This window comes from Streptomyces sp. NPDC052023 (assembly GCF_044548465.1).
GTDB lineage: Bacteria > Actinomycetota > Actinomycetes > Streptomycetales > Streptomycetaceae > Streptomyces.
In genome coordinates this window covers 73,709-87,652 of sequence record NZ_JBIUBW010000002.1, presented here as the reverse complement: position 1 = coordinate 87,652, position 13,944 = coordinate 73,709, and the positions used below count along the sequence as shown (strand labels likewise).

Here is a 13,944-nt window from a genome sequence, read left to right as displayed (position 1 = left end):
GCCGGTCTACACGCCGCGGAGCAGTGGCGGGGGCGGTGCGACCAGTAGCGGCAAAATGCGGGCGCCTTGGTCACCGAGCACCTCCTCCGTGATCTACACGCCTGGCGAGGTGAAGGGTCTGGCTCCTGTTCGCGACGCCGCCGTGTTGCGCGCGCGTCAACAGCCTGACCTTCGCGATGTCTTCCTCTGCCACGCGTGGGATGACCGGCGCGGTGCTGCCACGGAGTTGTGCGACCTGCTGGAAGCAGAGGGCGTGTCGGTCTGGTTCAGCGAGAAGGACATCGCGCTCGGCCTGCCGTTCATGCGGGAAATCGACAGAGGGCTGGCGAGGTCGCGTACGGGTCTCGTTCTGGTCACCCCTGCGCTACTGACACGCCTCAAGCGCGGTGGCGTCTCTGACAAGGAGCTCTCGGAGCTCCTTGCACGTGACCTGCTGCTCCCCGTCATACACGAGACGACCTACGGCGAACTCCGGGACGTCAGCCCCCTACTTGCATCCCGAAACGGGTTGGACACGGCTGAGGATTCGATGGCAGTAGTTGCCATCAAGATCGCAGAGCTGGTGGCCGTTGAGGACGACCAGCTCGCGGCGAACTGAGCTTGACTATTAACCCCACCAAGAAACGATCTTGGTGGGGTTAATAGTCAAGCTCAGCTTGCGCTCTGATTGGGTGAACCCAGGTCGCGGTCGTGACCAGGCCCTGTGCCGCTTCACCCGTCCCGCCTAGCGTTCCGTCGCTGTCGTCAGCCGCGTACGCGACGGGAAACTGAGCGTGTCGACCCGCGCCCCTATCAGAGCGAGCCGTCGCACCGCCTCCGCGTGAAACATCCGGCTCTGCCACCGCTGGTAGCGGTAAGCGCACTCCATGGTCGTCCAGGCCAGCAAGAGCCCCACGACCCCAGTGGCCACGGGTGCCGCGTAGAGCCGCGGCCCACCCCCGCCTTCGACTCCGAGGGGCATAGTCCAGGCGAGCGTGAGGGCGACGGTGAGCGCCAACCACAGGAAGTACCCGCTGAAGATCCAGGGCTGCGCCTCACACAGCCATCGCAACCGCCCACGTTCCGCCGCCCGCCCCTGAGCCGCCACCGCCCCTGCCAGTTCTTCGAGCGCGAACCGTGCTCGGTCCCGCTGCTCTCGCCGGATCGGCGCGCCCCACTCTTGTGTACGCACGTCAAGCCGAGCGATCTCCCGCCGTACCACCGCCATCGGGGCTGCCGAGGGCATCGCCTCCGGCCACTGCACCCACCGTTCGCGGTCGTCCTTGAGGGAGCGCACGAAACGGGCTGCCATCGGGCCGACGGCGGCACACATGCCCAGCATCAGTACGACGGCGAAGCCGGGACTCCGCCCCCACACTTGAATCACGAGCACTATTGCGAACAGCAGGAGAAAGGCCGGCACCGGATAGGTTGCCCGAAGGTAGTTCTCCTGCGTGGCGTCCTGCAGGTCACGTTCCCACGCCTGAACGGGGCGGCGCATGAGGCCGCAGGACAGCAGTACAGCGATTAGAACGAAGCCCATCAGCCCAAGGGACGCCAGGGCCAGCAGCAGAGCGACCGGGTCGTCGCCCGGCTCTGGAGGCGACCCGGTCGCCGTTGCTGCCCACGGCACGAGAACGCAGAGTGCGGCGGCGAGGAGACCGGTGGCCCAGCCGAGCAGTCGGCCGGGCCGTCGTGGCGGCCGTACTTCAGACAGGACTGCTGGCACCCACTCCGGTGCCACCAGGGTCTCCAGCGTGGCGATCAGCTCCTCAACGGCCGCGTCCCAGCCATCTGCGGGGATCCGATGTGCCTGGCGAAGGGAGAGATCGCGGATCGACGCGGGAAGCAACTCGGGCGACGGTGGCTCTACGGCGTCAAGGAGCAGGGGGATCACGGTCTTCCCAGCGGCAAGCGCCAGTTCGATCTCGTGCCGCACCCAGTCGCCCGCGCGGTCGAGGGATCGCGCGCCCGACGGGTCCCGCGCCTCCAACCAGCCTTCCGAAATGGTGACGAGCAGAACCTCGCAGTCATGCACTCGGCCTCTGAGGTCGTCTGGGTAGCGGTTACCCGGCAGCATCGACGACGTGTCGAGGAAGACTTGTGCGTCACCGAAGTGACGGCTGAGCCGATCACGCAGCCGGTGCACCGCATCTGTGGCATGCGGACTCCTGCGGTAGTTGATGAAGACGCCCCCCATGGCGGTGTAGCTCCTCCTCGTCCGTTCCTTCTGTCAGGGTGGTGGCTGGGTCATGCTTCTGATCACTCAAAATCGCGGAGGTCAGGACGTCAATGCACGCAGTCGGCTGCGGCCAGGGTGGATGATCTTCGAGGGGGGACACACTGTGATGCTCTGCCCGCCGCGGTCGGCGACCCTTGACCACGCACTTGCGGGCGCCCCGGATCCGCGTGCTGGACTTCTGGGCCATGGCGCTGACGGAGGTAGCCCGGCTGCTTGCGGTTGCGATCCGCGTCAGAGCTGCCTTGCGTGACCACCTCGCCCACAAGGGCATGACTTCTTGCGTTCTCGTACAAGTTGTCGGAGGTCGCAGCTAGAGTCGCAGTCGTTCGCATCGGCACTCTCGATTGACGTTTCCATGGCCAAGACAGTCTTCTACAGCTTCCACTACGAACAAGATGTCCACCGCGTCCAGTTGGTTCGCAATATTAACGCGCTCGAAGCGCAGCCACTGTTGAACTCTCAGGACTGGGAGCAGGTGCGTAGGCGTGGAGACGAGGCAATCAAGAATTGGATTCACGAGCAGATGGCGTACAAGAAGGCCGTCATCGTCTTGATCGGAAAGCACACGGCAAGTCGACCCTGGGTCATGTATGAGATTAAGAAGGCATGGGCTGACAAGAAGCCGCTGCTAGGGATCCGAATCCATGGACTCTCGGCACTGGGGAGCGTTGATAGTGCGGGTTCCGACCCCTTTGCCAAGGCTATTGGTGCAGGGGTAGTGCCGGTATTTGATCCCGCGATGCAGGATTGGTCGGGAAAGACCGACAGTAAGGCGACCTATAACAAACTGCGTGACAACTTGGAGTCTTGGTCGGAGCAGGGGGTGATTAGGCGGTCATGGTAGATCAATCTGCATGCCCCTTTTGCGTGATTGTTGCAGGGGGCGACTCCAGTGCGAGGCTGGTGTATCGCACCCAAGAGGTCACCGCATTCTTTCCATTGGAACAAGCCACTCGCGGCCACACTTTGGTAGTGCCGAACCGTCATGTTTCAGACCTGACAGATCTCAACGCTGTTGAGGGCCGTGATTTGGGTGAAGCGCTCCTCAGGGCAGCACATGCGATCCGCTCGGCCCTAGCTCCGGATGGTTTGAACGTGATTCAGTCGACTGGGGCAGCCGCCACTCAAACCGTACCTCACGTGCATTTTCACCTCGTGCCCCGATGGTCGGGGGATCGCATGGTGCTTAGATGGCCCGCGGGTGCGGCCGAAGATAGTCAAGCCCAAAGTCAGACTCTCGCCGCGATTCAGTCTGCGCTTTTCAACGAAGTAAGCGCGGTTGGGTCAGAGGATCGTCGGCAGCACTTGGCATTTATCCAAGCGATAATTACGCGCATGTCGCAGGCGTCGTCATCCTCGAAGGCGTGGCTGCTTCCGATTGTAACCGCGACTTACGGATACGCGATCACGAAGAGTTCGATCTTCGTGGCGCTTCTCGGCCTCTTGGCGGTACTTGTCTTTGGTGTCCTTGATGCTAATTATCTAAAGCAGGAGCGTGCCTTTCGAAAGCTCTATGACGAGGTGGCGGCCGGTCGTTCAATTCCTGCATTCTCCTTGAATCCTGCTCTGGCATCGCCGGCGGGTTCCAGAGTCAACTATTGGCCCGATTGGCCCGATATTAGATCGTGGGCGGTTGCTCCTGTTTATGGACCCTTGCTGCTTGCGGGGATGGGTATAGGAGCCTGGCTGCTCTACCGTTGAGGTAGTGAATTGATCGCTTCGACGAACCTGGGAAAGGCATCATCGCCATGCGTGTCAGCCTCCCTTGTGCCCATCGCCGTGCAGGATCGCTGTCCTGGCCGCCCAGGCCAGGATGCTCTGCCCTCGCATGGACAACCCGAGCCGGTTCCAGTGGAAGATCACGTGATAGCTGAGCACCTGTCGCAGCCCGCGATCCAGTGACCCGTCCTGGACGCCGTGGGCGAGTGCTTGGCCGGCGCTGCGGAACGCGCCAGCCCACTCGGCGACGGGCTCCAGCGGGCCGTCGAAGCGAAGCAGGACGTCGCTGTCGGCGAGAAGGAGAAGACGGATCTCGCGGGCTCGGGCGTTGAGACGGTCCGGCGGAACGTCGCTGATGGCCGAGCGGTGTTCCGTCGTGATGACGCGGTCCCAGACATCGCCCTGCTCGTACCACTCCAACCGGGCGGCGCGCATCATGATCGTGCACAGCAGGACGGACAGCTCCCTGGGCCCGACGGTGAGATCGTCGCGCTGGCACAACTGCTGGATCTGTCGGCTGTCGGTGACGAACAGGGCGTGCGCGGCCGTCATGCTGGTCTTCCCGCCGAACGCTGGCGTCTCAGGCTCGTAGATACCGGGCCACCAGCGCTGAAGGTGCCCGTCGGAGACTAGGCGGTCGAAGCCGTCCCCGACTGCCAGCTTGGCGCCGCCCGCAGGCTGGACCCGGAGGCGCAGACGCCAGCAGGGGTGCTTTCTGGTGTACCACCAACCGTCGATCGCGCCAGCGGTCTCCGCTTCGCGCAGGATGGGCAGGACGTGCGTGGTGAAGGTGGTGTCGGCGTTCGGCCAGTCGGTGAAGTGGAGGTACGTCTGCCACCAGTCGGTGGTGGCCGCGTGGCAGGCCAGCGCTTCCCGGCCGGCCTGGTCGTAGACCGCGACCGCGTCGGAGAGGACCACGGGGTCCATCCGGTACTGCTGTGCTGCGTCGGCGAGCGGCAGGCCAGTCAGGACGGCGAGGACGGCGTGCTGCGTCGGGCTCGGCTCGGCTGCCTGAGTCAGTTGATCAAAAGACATGCGTCCCATCCAGTGCTCGGCGCCTGCTGCGAGGCGAAGGTGGTGAGAGCGAGCGCGGTGCCGGCGGCACCGTTGATCAGGCCGGGAGCCGGTGAGGAGCCGGGCTGGCCGGATGCGGTGAGGGTGTCACCAAGGCGTTCCGGGAGGGCGTGCAGCCGTGGGTCGAGCGCGTCTGCGGCCGCGCGGTGAGCGGTCTGATAGATGCCCGCCCATCCGTGGCAGAGGCCGTTGTCGGTGACCAGGGCGAGTTGCGCGGGATCGCACAAGGCCCGGTACAGGGCGTGCTCGTAGAACTTCTGGAGCGTGGGCGAGCGCAGGGCGAGCCCGGCGAGCTGGCCGGCCCGTGCGATGCCTGTCGTGCCGTAGCACCAGCTCGGACGGGCGGGGGCGTCGTGGTGGGGGCGTCCGCGGTCGAAATCGCGCCGCGAGATGTGTTCGGGCCACCAGGGGCCGGAGTCACCGTGCTGGCACCAGGCGTCGAGGTGGGCGCAGATGGTGAACATGGCGTCCTGGTGGCCGTGGACGGTGATGCCGCGGCGCAGGGCCTGGGCCAGGAGGAGGAGCGGGCCAGTGATGCCGTGCGCGGCACCGAAGTTGCCGTCTCCGCCCGGGAAGTGGGGGGACTCGCCGCGCGCCGGGTCGTGGCGGACCCACCAGCCGGGGAGCCCTCGCCCTTTGGGGGCGAGCGGCCGGGTCAGGGCGACGAGGTACTGCAAGATCCTCTCCAGGGCTGGGCCCGCGGGCTCGGTGCGCAGGAGGTAGGCGCCGATCCCCGTGAGGCCGTAGAAGAGGTCGTACTCCGCGAAGGTCGGAAGGTCTCCCCTGTCGATGCGGGCGAGCGCGGCGTCCACGCGGCGGTTGGCGAGGTCGGTGATGTGCTGGTGCAGGATCGTGCGCGCCGAAGCGTACAGATGCTGGTAGGCCGGAGGGACGGCGCTGAGGAGGAAGCCGACGGCCGGGGCGCCGAGGAACAGGCCCGTCTGGTCGGCCGCGCTGATGGGCCCGGAGGCCGCGCTCGTGATCCATCGGTGGGCGGAAAGCCAGGAGCCGCCGTTCCGGCTGGCCGTCTCGATGTGCAGCAGGCTGATTCCGGCGGCGCCGTCGGCGAGCGACTGCACCGCCCAGGGCTCCTCCGGGGGCGGGGGAGGGGGTTCCGCCAGATGGGCGGTGTACTGCTCCAGGATCGCTGCGGCGGTGGCGGCCAGTGTGGTCATCGGGCTGCCATCCGGTGCTGGAGGGCCGCCGTTCGCACGAGCCGGATCGTGGTCTCCTCGGTGCGCGGATCGACGCCCAGAGCCCGGACGTGGTGCTGGTGCAGCAGCGACCGGGCGACATCGAGCGGATCACGCTCACCGGCCAAGGCCGTCCGGTAGGTGTCCACGGCGGTCGCGCGGGCACGCCACGCTTCGGTGACCTGTGGGCCGCCGGGGAGGGCCGCGAGCGCGGAGGTGCCGTTCGGCGCGGCGAGTTCGAGTACCTGGCTGCGCAGGGTCCGGCTTAACCGTCCGGTGCCCTGGGGGAGGCTGCGCACCAGCCACTCTTCGGCCGCCGCAGCGTCCGGTGCCAGGGGTGTGACGAGGCGCAGGGCGCTGGCGGCGGCGAGGGCCTGCGGGGCGAAGGCGTCGGGGCGCTCGGTGAGCTGGATCTGCGCAAGGGCGGCGGCAGAGTCCGCGGCGAACACCTGGTGCGCGGCGTCCATGACCGGCCCGTGGCCGAAGCGCCCTGTCTGCGGCTGGTACGGGCCCAGGACGAGCCCGGACGCCAGACCCATCCTGTGCAGGTTGTCCGCCCAGGCGCGGACGTACTGTGAGCTGGCCCCGTGTGTGTCCGGTGGCAGGTGCAGCGTGAGGTCGAGGTGCTGGTCGGCGTCCGGCCGGGCCATCTCCCGGTGACGGGTGAACCACCAGGTCGGCGGCTCCTCCCCGAACGCGGCGAGCAGGTGGGGGAGGTGGTGGCTCAGGATCTCGTCGTAGCGGCGCGGGTGGGCGTGGAGCTGCGCGAGAAGGACGCCGCCGGCCCCCGGGAAGTGCCTCCTGGTGGCCGTCACCGTGGCGGGGAGCGGCCGGGGCACGTAGGGGGTGTCCGGCTCGGCCCGGCCCAGGGAGAGCCAGATCTCGTGCGCCCGCCCGATCCAGCCGTGGGCGTCTGCGTCCGAAACCTCGCGCAGCTCCACGCGCCGGGCGTTGTCGAGATGGGCGCGAAGGACCCGGAGGTGGACCGGGTGGGACAGGTCGAGGGGGAGGCGCTGGTCGTACTCGATGACAGCGACCTGCATCGGAACCCGCAGCCGCTCCTGCCAGGCGGTGAAGGCGTCCTCCCACTCCTGCCGCGGAGCCTTCCGGCCGGGCAGGTCGTCGGCCATCAGCAGCCATCGGGCCTGCGTGAGGATGGTGCGGCGGTAGCGGACCCGGGGGAGGAACGGGAGCCGGGAGCCGGCGCCGAAATCGAACGGCTTGTAGGCGGCGTACCGCCCGTGTGCCACCTCGGCGAGGAACCGGGCCAGCGGCGGGGTCTGGGTCCCGCCTTCCAGGGCGTGCAGGACCCGCACGTCGATGCGCCGGCCGGTGGAGAGCTGCACGAGCTGGAAACTGCGAGGGTCAGCGGTAACGGCGATGTCGGCGAGCCGGACCGTCGTCTCGTTGCTCTCTTGGTGGCCGGACAACTCGATGACGTGCGACAGCAGCCGCGGTGTGCGGGTGACGTTCTCGTTGCGGTGCCGGCGCGGCGGGAACACGAGCTGTGCCGTGAGGCCATCCGGCGCCCCTCGATAAGTGGTGGCGAGGGCGTCTTGGTGCTCGGGCGGCAGGACGTGGGCGAACCGGCCCGCCATGCTGCTGCCGGGGCGGGGTGCCGCGGTGAGCAGGAGGTCGAAGGTGCCGTTGGACAGCGCCCGGGTGCTGGGGGCGTGGACCTCGAAGGCGGCCTCCACCCGGGGCACGAACAGCCGCTCGTCCGCTCCGGCGGCCTTCTCCAGGGCGTTGACCATGTCGTCCGTCAGCCGCAGTTCGTCACGGCCATCGAGGAGGACTTGCTGCATCAGCGCGAGCAGCAGTTCGTCGCGTTCGGTGCGCACCTTCAGGGCGGCCCCGCGTTCGGAGCCGATGTATCCGGCGGGGAGCCCGAGGCCGCTGTCGGCAACCAGGTCCATCACCGGTACGAGGGCGCCGACGCCGTACCGGGCCCGGAACCGGCGGTGGTAGTCGCGCCAGTGCTGGTAGCCGTAGGGCTGTGGGGTGGTCCGGTAGAGGGCCGACACGGCTGCCTGCGCTTCCGCAATCACGGCCTGCGGGAGCTGGGTCTCGCAGTCGAGGGCGGTGTCAATGAGCAGCGGTGTCGGCGTGACGGGGGTGAGGGCGCGCATCCGCGCGGCGGTGGCGCTCACGTTGGTGTCGGAGAGCGTCGGCTGGTGGGCGGACATTTCGTCGCGCAGCGCGTACAGCTCGTGGACCAGGTCCCGCACCTCGGGGATGCCGTCCGCGCCGTGCCGTTCCAGCTCGTGGCACAGGTGCTGGAAGGCGTCCACCGTGGTCATGGGCGCCCACAGGCTGGTGATGAGGAACTGCTGCTCGACCAGGCTTGTGAGAAGAGCGTCGATCTGCTCCGGGGCGGCCTGCGGGAAGCCGTCGCGCAGGTGGCCGTGAAGATTGCCGTAGGGGATGGGGGTGCGGGCCGCGCTCATCGCGGCGGCCACCGGCCGGGCGTTGCGGACAGATATCTCGACCGGGGCCAGAAGGACGGCGTAGCCATCGGAGGGCGGGCCCGGCGCCACGAGCCGATCGCCCCGAGTGTGGGCGGCGTTGTTGGCGACGAGCGGGAGCCGCTTCAGTAACGCGGGGGTGCGCTGGAGCCGGAGGACCAGGTCGGTGACCCACTCGGAGTCCGGCCGGATCAGCACGCGGTGCTTGTCGCGCCACCGCGCGGTCGCCCGGGGCCCGACCGTCACGGGACCGGTGCCGGCGAACAGCCCGAGCGGGGTGGGCCGGTGCTGCCACCGCAGGAGGTAGGAAACCGTCGATACGGCGGTGCGGCGGACGTGACGGGGCTCGGTCTGCCGGCCCTGGACGACTGCCTCGATGGCGTCGGACAGGACGGGGGTGGCCAGCCCCAGCGCGCTGCGGAAGTCCTCGCGCTGCCAGATGCGGTTCAGCCACCCGCGGGTGACGGCCATGTTGTCCAGGTCGAGGGTGCGGGGGATGTCTGCCGGCCCGGGGCTGGTGGTGGCGCGCAGCAGAGCGGCGCCCTGCCACTGGTAGTCGGCGACTGTTCGGGAAGCCATGGTGCCCTCCGTCTGGCGGGGCAGGTGAGGGGCCGGTGAGCCGGGCGAAGCACTTCGCCCGGCTCACCGGCAGGGAACGGCCTGCAATCAGGCCCAGTCCTCTGTGAAGGAGCCGCGGATCAGGCGGGGTCCTCCGTGAAGGAGCCGCAGGCGGAGGCGCCGGTCGCGCAGGTGGTGCCGCAGCCGTCGCCCGTCGAGCACATGAGCTTGCCGTACGCGTGCTCGGCGATGACGACCTTCACGTCCAGGGGCGCGAAGTCGTCGTCCAGGCCCGCCAGCGGGGCGGGCGGGGCCAGGGTGGCGCTCGTCATGGTGATGCCCTTCCTCTTGTTCGGATGGTGCGGGACGACCTGGCTCCCGGCGTTACGCCAGAGGCCAGGAGAGCGAGATCCGGCTGTGCACCTTGTCGATGATCCGGTCGGCCGGGATCTGGTCATCGGGGGTGTCGGCCGGATAGACCCGGATGACCGGGCTGGGGCCGCCGCGCCGGTTGGCCTCCCAGTCGCGCAGCATGTCGGCGACCTTGCCGGCGAGCTGCTTCGCGTTCGGGCCGAGGGCGTGCACGCCGTACTCGATGTGCTTGTTGTCCTCGGTGCGGCGGGTGACGAGGTAGGCGAAGGTGTCGTCGTCGACGGCGGCGAGGGAGAACCGCTTGTTCACGGGTGCGACCAGACCCGTGTCCAGGTCGTCATCGACCGCCATGGTGCAGAAGCCGGGCAGGCCGATCGCCATGGCCATCTGGAGGGTGTCGATGAGTTCGGAGAGGCCGATGACGACGCCGGTCCACAGCTCGTGGCGCGGGAACGTGACCGCGTTGTCCAGCCGGTGCGGATCGGCCGGCAGACCGTCATCGAACTTCAGCCCGATCTCCGGGGTTCCGTTGACCAGGAGGAGTTCTTCGCGGTGGGCGGTTGAGCCCTGCATCGGGACGAAGCCGCAGATCCGTGCCGACTCGCTTTCCAGGTAAGGGCCGCGCTCGCCCGTGACCTGGGTGAAGGCGATCGAACGGGTCAGGCCGCACATCCGCAGCGGCACCACGAGACGGCCGCCCTGCTTGAGCTGCGCGGTCCACGCCGGGGCGATGTCCCAGGCCCCGGCGGTCACCATGACGACATCGACCTCCCCGATGGGGAGGGGTTCGGCCGCGTCGGCGGTGACGACGCGGACCTTGTCGTAGCCGTTCTCCTCCAGGAGACGGGACGCGCGGTCGGTGACGGAGGAGTCGATGTCCACGGTGATGACTTCGCCGGACGGGCCGACGAGTTCGGCGAGATAGGCCGCGTTCAGTCCGCCCGAGCCGACCTCCAGCACCCGCATCCCGGGCTCCACCTGGGCCTGCTCCAGCATCATGGCCTGGATCTGCGGGGCGGAAACGGAGCTGAGCTGCACCCCGTGCTCGTCGGTCTTGGTGATCACCGCGGCGTACGTCTCGTACGCCCTGTCGAGCGGGGTGTCGGGGATGAACGCGTGGCGGGGCACCTTGCGCATCACGGCTTCGACCTCCGGGGAGGAGATGTTGCCGTCCGCGCACAGCTCGTCCACCACCTTGTTCCGCAGGCGGGTCGCCTCGTCGGGCTCGACGGTCGTGTTCGTCATGGACTTCCTTCGGTCGTACGTGTTGGGGATGCAGGTCGGTTCGTGTGCCGGATGGGCCGGGAGGCTAGGGGCGAACGTTCTCCGTTCTTGTCAGCTCACCAACGGGGCGGTGTGCTGGACGGCGAGCTGGGAGGCCCACGCCCGCAGAGGGCCGGTGCGTGGTGACCAGCCCGCCGAGCGGCACGCGGGTGGGTGGAGGCGTGGATCACTCGGTCCCCTTGATGTAGCGGGCCTCGATCAACTCTTCGATCAGGTCAGCGGTCACGAAGGCGAGACGCCGGGCGAGTCCGACAGCCTGCTGATGGGCGGCCGGCGTGCACTCCTCCCGCAGGGGGCGCGCTCGCTCGACGAGTCGGGTCATCTCGGCGGTGGGCGGAAACCTGTCGTCAGCCACCGTGATGTCGCTGAGCTGCTTCAGGTGGCTGCGGAGGCGGTCGACCAGGGCGACGGTCGTCGCAACGGGCGGGGAGTGATTGCCAATCACCGCGTCGAGATCGTCGAAGACCTCTTCGATGTCGAGCGGCTTCCAGACTCGGAATCGGTCCAGCACGAGCCGTAAGCCGTCTGCGTCGAGCGGTGGCGTCCACTCCTCGGCTGGGCGTTTCGGAGCCACTGCGGTGCTCACTGCTCTTTCCCCACCGAAGCCTCGACCACAGCCCAGGTGACCTTGCCCCACGGGTGTGTGTCGTAGCCCCACCGCGAACTCATCGTCGCGACCAGACTCAGACCCCGGCCGCTCTCAGCGTTCGGGTCGGCCGTCTTCAGGTGGGGCGCGCCGTGCGAGCGGTCGGAGACTCCGATGCGGACGGCACCGTTACTCGGACGCTCGATGAGGATCTTCGACACCGGGGTATCGGTGTGCTCGACGGCGTTGGCCAGCAGTTCGGTGACGATGATCTTTCCGCAGTCGGCCACGTCGTCGTCCATGCCCCAGGCCGCCAGCACATTGGAGACGAGAGCGCGGGCGCGGCTCACGGACTCGCGGACGCAGGGCAGCTCCGTGGTGTAACCCGGGGCGCCGATCGCATTCGGTTTAGCGACGGTCATGGTCACGAGGTCTTTCCCTCCGGCGTGGGGCGCCCGGTCCTGACGAGGAGGCAGGGCCGAGCTTTCCTCCGTGCCGCCGTGCCGAACTCGACTCGGCGACCGATGACCAGTCAACGAGCGACATGCCGGGCGCAACAGGAAGGGTCCCGGATTCGTGCATGCCCACCAACCGGAAGACTTTGCGTTCCCATTACCTGAGGTCTGGGCATCAGAGTGACGGTGGTACTACGTTCGGTACATGGGAGCGAATCTCGTTCTTCAGCGTCGATTGGATCAACTCGGTTTCACACAGGAGGAGTTGGCGGCTCGACTGAACGCTGCCCTGCAGGAGATCACCGGTCGGTCCGGTGAAATCTCCTCCCGGACGGTCCGTAACCTGCTCAACGGATCGAGCCGACGTCCAATCGGACGCACTTGCGCCGCACTTGAGCGTGTGTTCGGCTGCCCCGTGGCGGACTTAGGGTTCAGCGCACCCAGCTCCATGCAACATCCTCCGGAGGGCCCCGTGCGGCGTCGCGACTTCATCGTTTCCACCACCGGAACGGCAGCCGCAGCCGTTCCGGTCGTCAAGCAACGTCGGTCGGTAGGCATGGCGGACGTAGCCCGCGCCTCGGCCAGCATGAACCAGCTCGTGGAGGCCGACGACCGCCAGGGCGGACACGCCTCCCTGGCGACCGCAGCCCTCGAAGCTCGCGCCAAGGTGCTGGAGCTTCAGCAACGGAACGCCAGCGAACGCGTGCGCCGCGCCCTGTACGCGCTTGCGGCCGAGTTCACCACCATCGCCGCCTGGTCGTGCATCGACCTACGCGATCTGGACACGGCCCAGACGTACCTGCACGAGTCGTCCACGTTCGCCGGCCTCTCCCAGGACCCGCCCACGGGCATGCGCGTGTGGGTCAACATGGCCATGCTCGCCTACCAGCGGAAGAACTGGCCGGAACAGCTCGCGGCAGCGCAGGCGGCCAACGCCTCCCCCGCCGCCCGCAGGGATCCGTTCTTCGGCTCCATGGGCCGCGTCCGCCTCGCGCTCGCCCATTCGTCACTGGGGGACCTGCGAGCCGCTCGGCGGGCCCTGGGCACAGCGCAAGAGACCTTCCGGAAGGCGGCCGAGGACGAGCGTCCCCGGTGGACCGCGTTCTACGGGCCGGCCGAACTCAACCACCTCGCGGCGATCATCCTCAACCGCAACGGAGAACCCGCCGAAGCCGAGGCGATGGCGCACCGAGCCCTGGCGAAAATCCCGGCGGAGTTCCAGCGCAACCGCGCGCTGGCCACCTGCCAACTCGCGCTGGCACAACTCCGCCAGGGAGAGCCCGAGCAGGCCACAGCGACCGCGGCCACCGTCTTCACGATCATGGAGGGCGCTCCACTGCCTGGGCGCATGCGCACCCTGATCGGGGACTTCCACCGAGACCTGTTCCGGCTGGCGCCGTCGACGACGTACGCACGCGACTGGGCAGACCGAATGCGAGATGAATGGAGTCGAACGTGACCAGGGTGATCGACCTGCGGCACTACGCCCAGGAGAACCTCCCCGAGGGCTTCAGGCAGATGCTGATCGATGTGCACGCCGACGCCTACGCCGATGCGATGGACGACGAGTTCAACCAGCGGTTTCCGTGGTTCGTCGATCACTGGTCAGGGATGAATGGCTTCACCTGCGTCGTCGCCTTCGACGGCGACGAGCCGACCGGCTTCGCGTACGGCGCCCCCCTCCAGCCCGGCCGTGAGTGGTGGCGTTCCACCGCGTTCGAGCCGAACAACGGGTACACCGCGACCTACGCCGTCTCCGAGGTCATGGTGCGCCCTCGGTGGCGGAAGCAGGGGATCTCGGAGCGGCTCCACGAAGCCCTGCTGAAGGAGCGCAGTGAAGATCTCGCGGTGCTCCTGGTCGATGTGGCGCACCCGAAGGTGCAGGACCTGTACGAGACGTGGGGCTACGAGAAGGTGGGCGAGCAGCAGCCCTTCGCCGACTCCCCGGTGTACGCGGTCATGGTGAAGAGGTTGCACCCCTAAGGGGCCTTGCCTGCCCCACGTACGGCGTTACGTA

General features: G+C 68.0%; 13 protein-coding genes. 5 read left to right on the top strand and 8 right to left on the bottom strand.

What is annotated here, in order from left to right; genetic code table 11:
- Nucleotides 1–88 precede the first annotated feature (88 nt).
- Nucleotides 89–598, top strand: a complete 510-nt coding sequence (locus tag ACIHCM_RS04445; RefSeq protein ID WP_398015190.1) for a toll/interleukin-1 receptor domain-containing protein — start codon at nt 89–91, stop codon at nt 596–598.
- Between the two features lie 126 nt (nt 599–724).
- On the opposite strand, the gene ACIHCM_RS04440 is transcribed toward ACIHCM_RS04445, so the two are convergent.
- Nucleotides 725–2,179, bottom strand: a complete 1,455-nt coding sequence (locus ACIHCM_RS04440) for a toll/interleukin-1 receptor domain-containing protein (RefSeq protein ID WP_399888941.1) — start codon at nt 2,177–2,179, stop codon at nt 725–727.
- A 397-nt stretch (nt 2,180–2,576) separates the two neighbouring features.
- Between ACIHCM_RS04440 and ACIHCM_RS04435 the strand changes: the two genes are divergently transcribed.
- A complete protein-coding gene (locus ACIHCM_RS04435; RefSeq protein WP_399888938.1) occupies nt 2,577–3,065 on the top strand; it encodes a TIR domain-containing protein in 489 nt (162 codons plus the stop codon).
- Entirely contained in the window at nt 3,059–3,922 is an 864-nt protein-coding gene (locus ACIHCM_RS04430; RefSeq protein WP_399888935.1) for an HIT family protein, read from the top strand. The genes ACIHCM_RS04435 and ACIHCM_RS04430 overlap by 7 nt, the downstream gene beginning before the upstream one ends.
- Nucleotides 3,923–3,976: 54 nt before the next feature.
- On the opposite strand, the gene ACIHCM_RS04425 is transcribed toward ACIHCM_RS04430, so the two are convergent.
- The 7 genes from ACIHCM_RS04425 to ACIHCM_RS04395 form a co-directional block, all read right to left on the bottom strand.
- On the bottom strand, nt 3,977–4,975 hold the full coding sequence (locus tag ACIHCM_RS04425) for a thiopeptide-type bacteriocin biosynthesis protein (protein ID WP_399888932.1): 999 nt from the start codon (nt 4,973–4,975) through the stop codon (nt 3,977–3,979).
- The gene (locus ACIHCM_RS04420) at nt 4,957–6,189 is read right to left on the bottom strand and encodes a lanthionine synthetase C family protein (RefSeq protein ID WP_399888929.1); all 1,233 of its coding nucleotides are present in this window, start codon (nt 6,187–6,189) and stop codon (nt 4,957–4,959) included. Before ACIHCM_RS04420 ends, ACIHCM_RS04425 begins: the two co-directional genes overlap by 19 nt.
- The gene (locus tag ACIHCM_RS04415; protein ID WP_399888926.1) at nt 6,186–9,251 is read right to left on the bottom strand and encodes a lantibiotic dehydratase; all 3,066 of its coding nucleotides are present in this window, start codon (nt 9,249–9,251) and stop codon (nt 6,186–6,188) included. The genes ACIHCM_RS04420 and ACIHCM_RS04415 overlap by 4 nt, the downstream gene beginning before the upstream one ends.
- A gap of 119 nt (nt 9,252–9,370) precedes the next feature.
- The gene (locus ACIHCM_RS04410; RefSeq protein WP_012380187.1) at nt 9,371–9,562 is read right to left on the bottom strand and encodes an FxLD family lanthipeptide; all 192 of its coding nucleotides are present in this window, start codon (nt 9,560–9,562) and stop codon (nt 9,371–9,373) included.
- A gap of 52 nt (nt 9,563–9,614) precedes the next feature.
- Nucleotides 9,615–10,847 carry a methyltransferase, FxLD system gene (fxlM, locus tag ACIHCM_RS04405; protein ID WP_399888923.1) on the bottom strand — a complete coding sequence of 411 codons (1,233 nt, stop codon included), beginning with the start codon at nt 10,845–10,847 and terminating at the stop codon, nt 9,615–9,617.
- 205 nt (nt 10,848–11,052) lie between these two features.
- Nucleotides 11,053–11,472 (bottom strand): DUF6415 family natural product biosynthesis protein, encoded by a 420-nt coding sequence (locus ACIHCM_RS04400; RefSeq protein ID WP_399888919.1) that lies wholly within the window; start codon nt 11,470–11,472, stop codon nt 11,053–11,055.
- On the bottom strand, nt 11,469–11,894 hold the full coding sequence (locus ACIHCM_RS04395) for an ATP-binding protein (protein WP_121548484.1): 426 nt from the start codon (nt 11,892–11,894) through the stop codon (nt 11,469–11,471). The genes ACIHCM_RS04400 and ACIHCM_RS04395 overlap by 4 nt, the downstream gene beginning before the upstream one ends.
- Before the next feature lie 589 nt (nt 11,895–12,483).
- On the opposite strand from ACIHCM_RS04395, the gene ACIHCM_RS04390 reads away from it, so the two are divergent.
- Together ACIHCM_RS04390 and ACIHCM_RS04385 are read left to right on the top strand one after the other, a co-directional pair.
- Nucleotides 12,484–13,386 carry an XRE family transcriptional regulator gene (locus tag ACIHCM_RS04390; protein WP_399888916.1) on the top strand — a complete coding sequence of 301 codons (903 nt, stop codon included), beginning with the start codon at nt 12,484–12,486 and terminating at the stop codon, nt 13,384–13,386.
- Entirely contained in the window at nt 13,383–13,910 is a 528-nt protein-coding gene (locus ACIHCM_RS04385) for a GNAT family N-acetyltransferase (RefSeq protein ID WP_399888913.1), read from the top strand. Before ACIHCM_RS04390 ends, ACIHCM_RS04385 begins: the two co-directional genes overlap by 4 nt.
- Nucleotides 13,911–13,944 lie beyond the last annotated feature (34 nt).

Excerpts from the sequence above, each read along its gene's own strand:
- ACIHCM_RS04440 (WP_399888941.1), bottom strand. The coding sequence starts at position 2,179 with ATGGGGGGCGTCTTCATCAACTACCGCAGGAGTCCGCATGCCACAGAT.
- ACIHCM_RS04435 (WP_399888938.1), top strand. The coding sequence starts at position 2,577 with ATGGCCAAGACAGTCTTCTACAGCTTCCACTACGAACAAGATGTCCAC.
- ACIHCM_RS04430 (WP_399888935.1), top strand. The coding sequence starts at position 3,059 with ATGGTAGATCAATCTGCATGCCCCTTTTGCGTGATTGTTGCAGGGGGC.
- ACIHCM_RS04425 (WP_399888932.1), bottom strand. The coding sequence starts at position 4,975 with ATGTCTTTTGATCAACTGACTCAGGCAGCCGAGCCGAGCCCGACGCAG.
- ACIHCM_RS04420 (WP_399888929.1), bottom strand. The coding sequence starts at position 6,189 with ATGACCACACTGGCCGCCACCGCCGCAGCGATCCTGGAGCAGTACACC.
- ACIHCM_RS04415 (WP_399888926.1), bottom strand. The coding sequence starts at position 9,251 with ATGGCTTCCCGAACAGTCGCCGACTACCAGTGGCAGGGCGCCGCTCTG.
- ACIHCM_RS04410 (WP_012380187.1), bottom strand. The coding sequence starts at position 9,562 with ATGACGAGCGCCACCCTGGCCCCGCCCGCCCCGCTGGCGGGCCTGGAC.
- fxlM (WP_399888923.1), bottom strand. The coding sequence starts at position 10,847 with ATGACGAACACGACCGTCGAGCCCGACGAGGCGACCCGCCTGCGGAAC.
- ACIHCM_RS04395 (WP_121548484.1), bottom strand. The coding sequence starts at position 11,894 with ATGACCGTCGCTAAACCGAATGCGATCGGCGCCCCGGGTTACACCACG.
- ACIHCM_RS04390 (WP_399888916.1), top strand. The coding sequence starts at position 12,484 with ATGGCGGACGTAGCCCGCGCCTCGGCCAGCATGAACCAGCTCGTGGAG.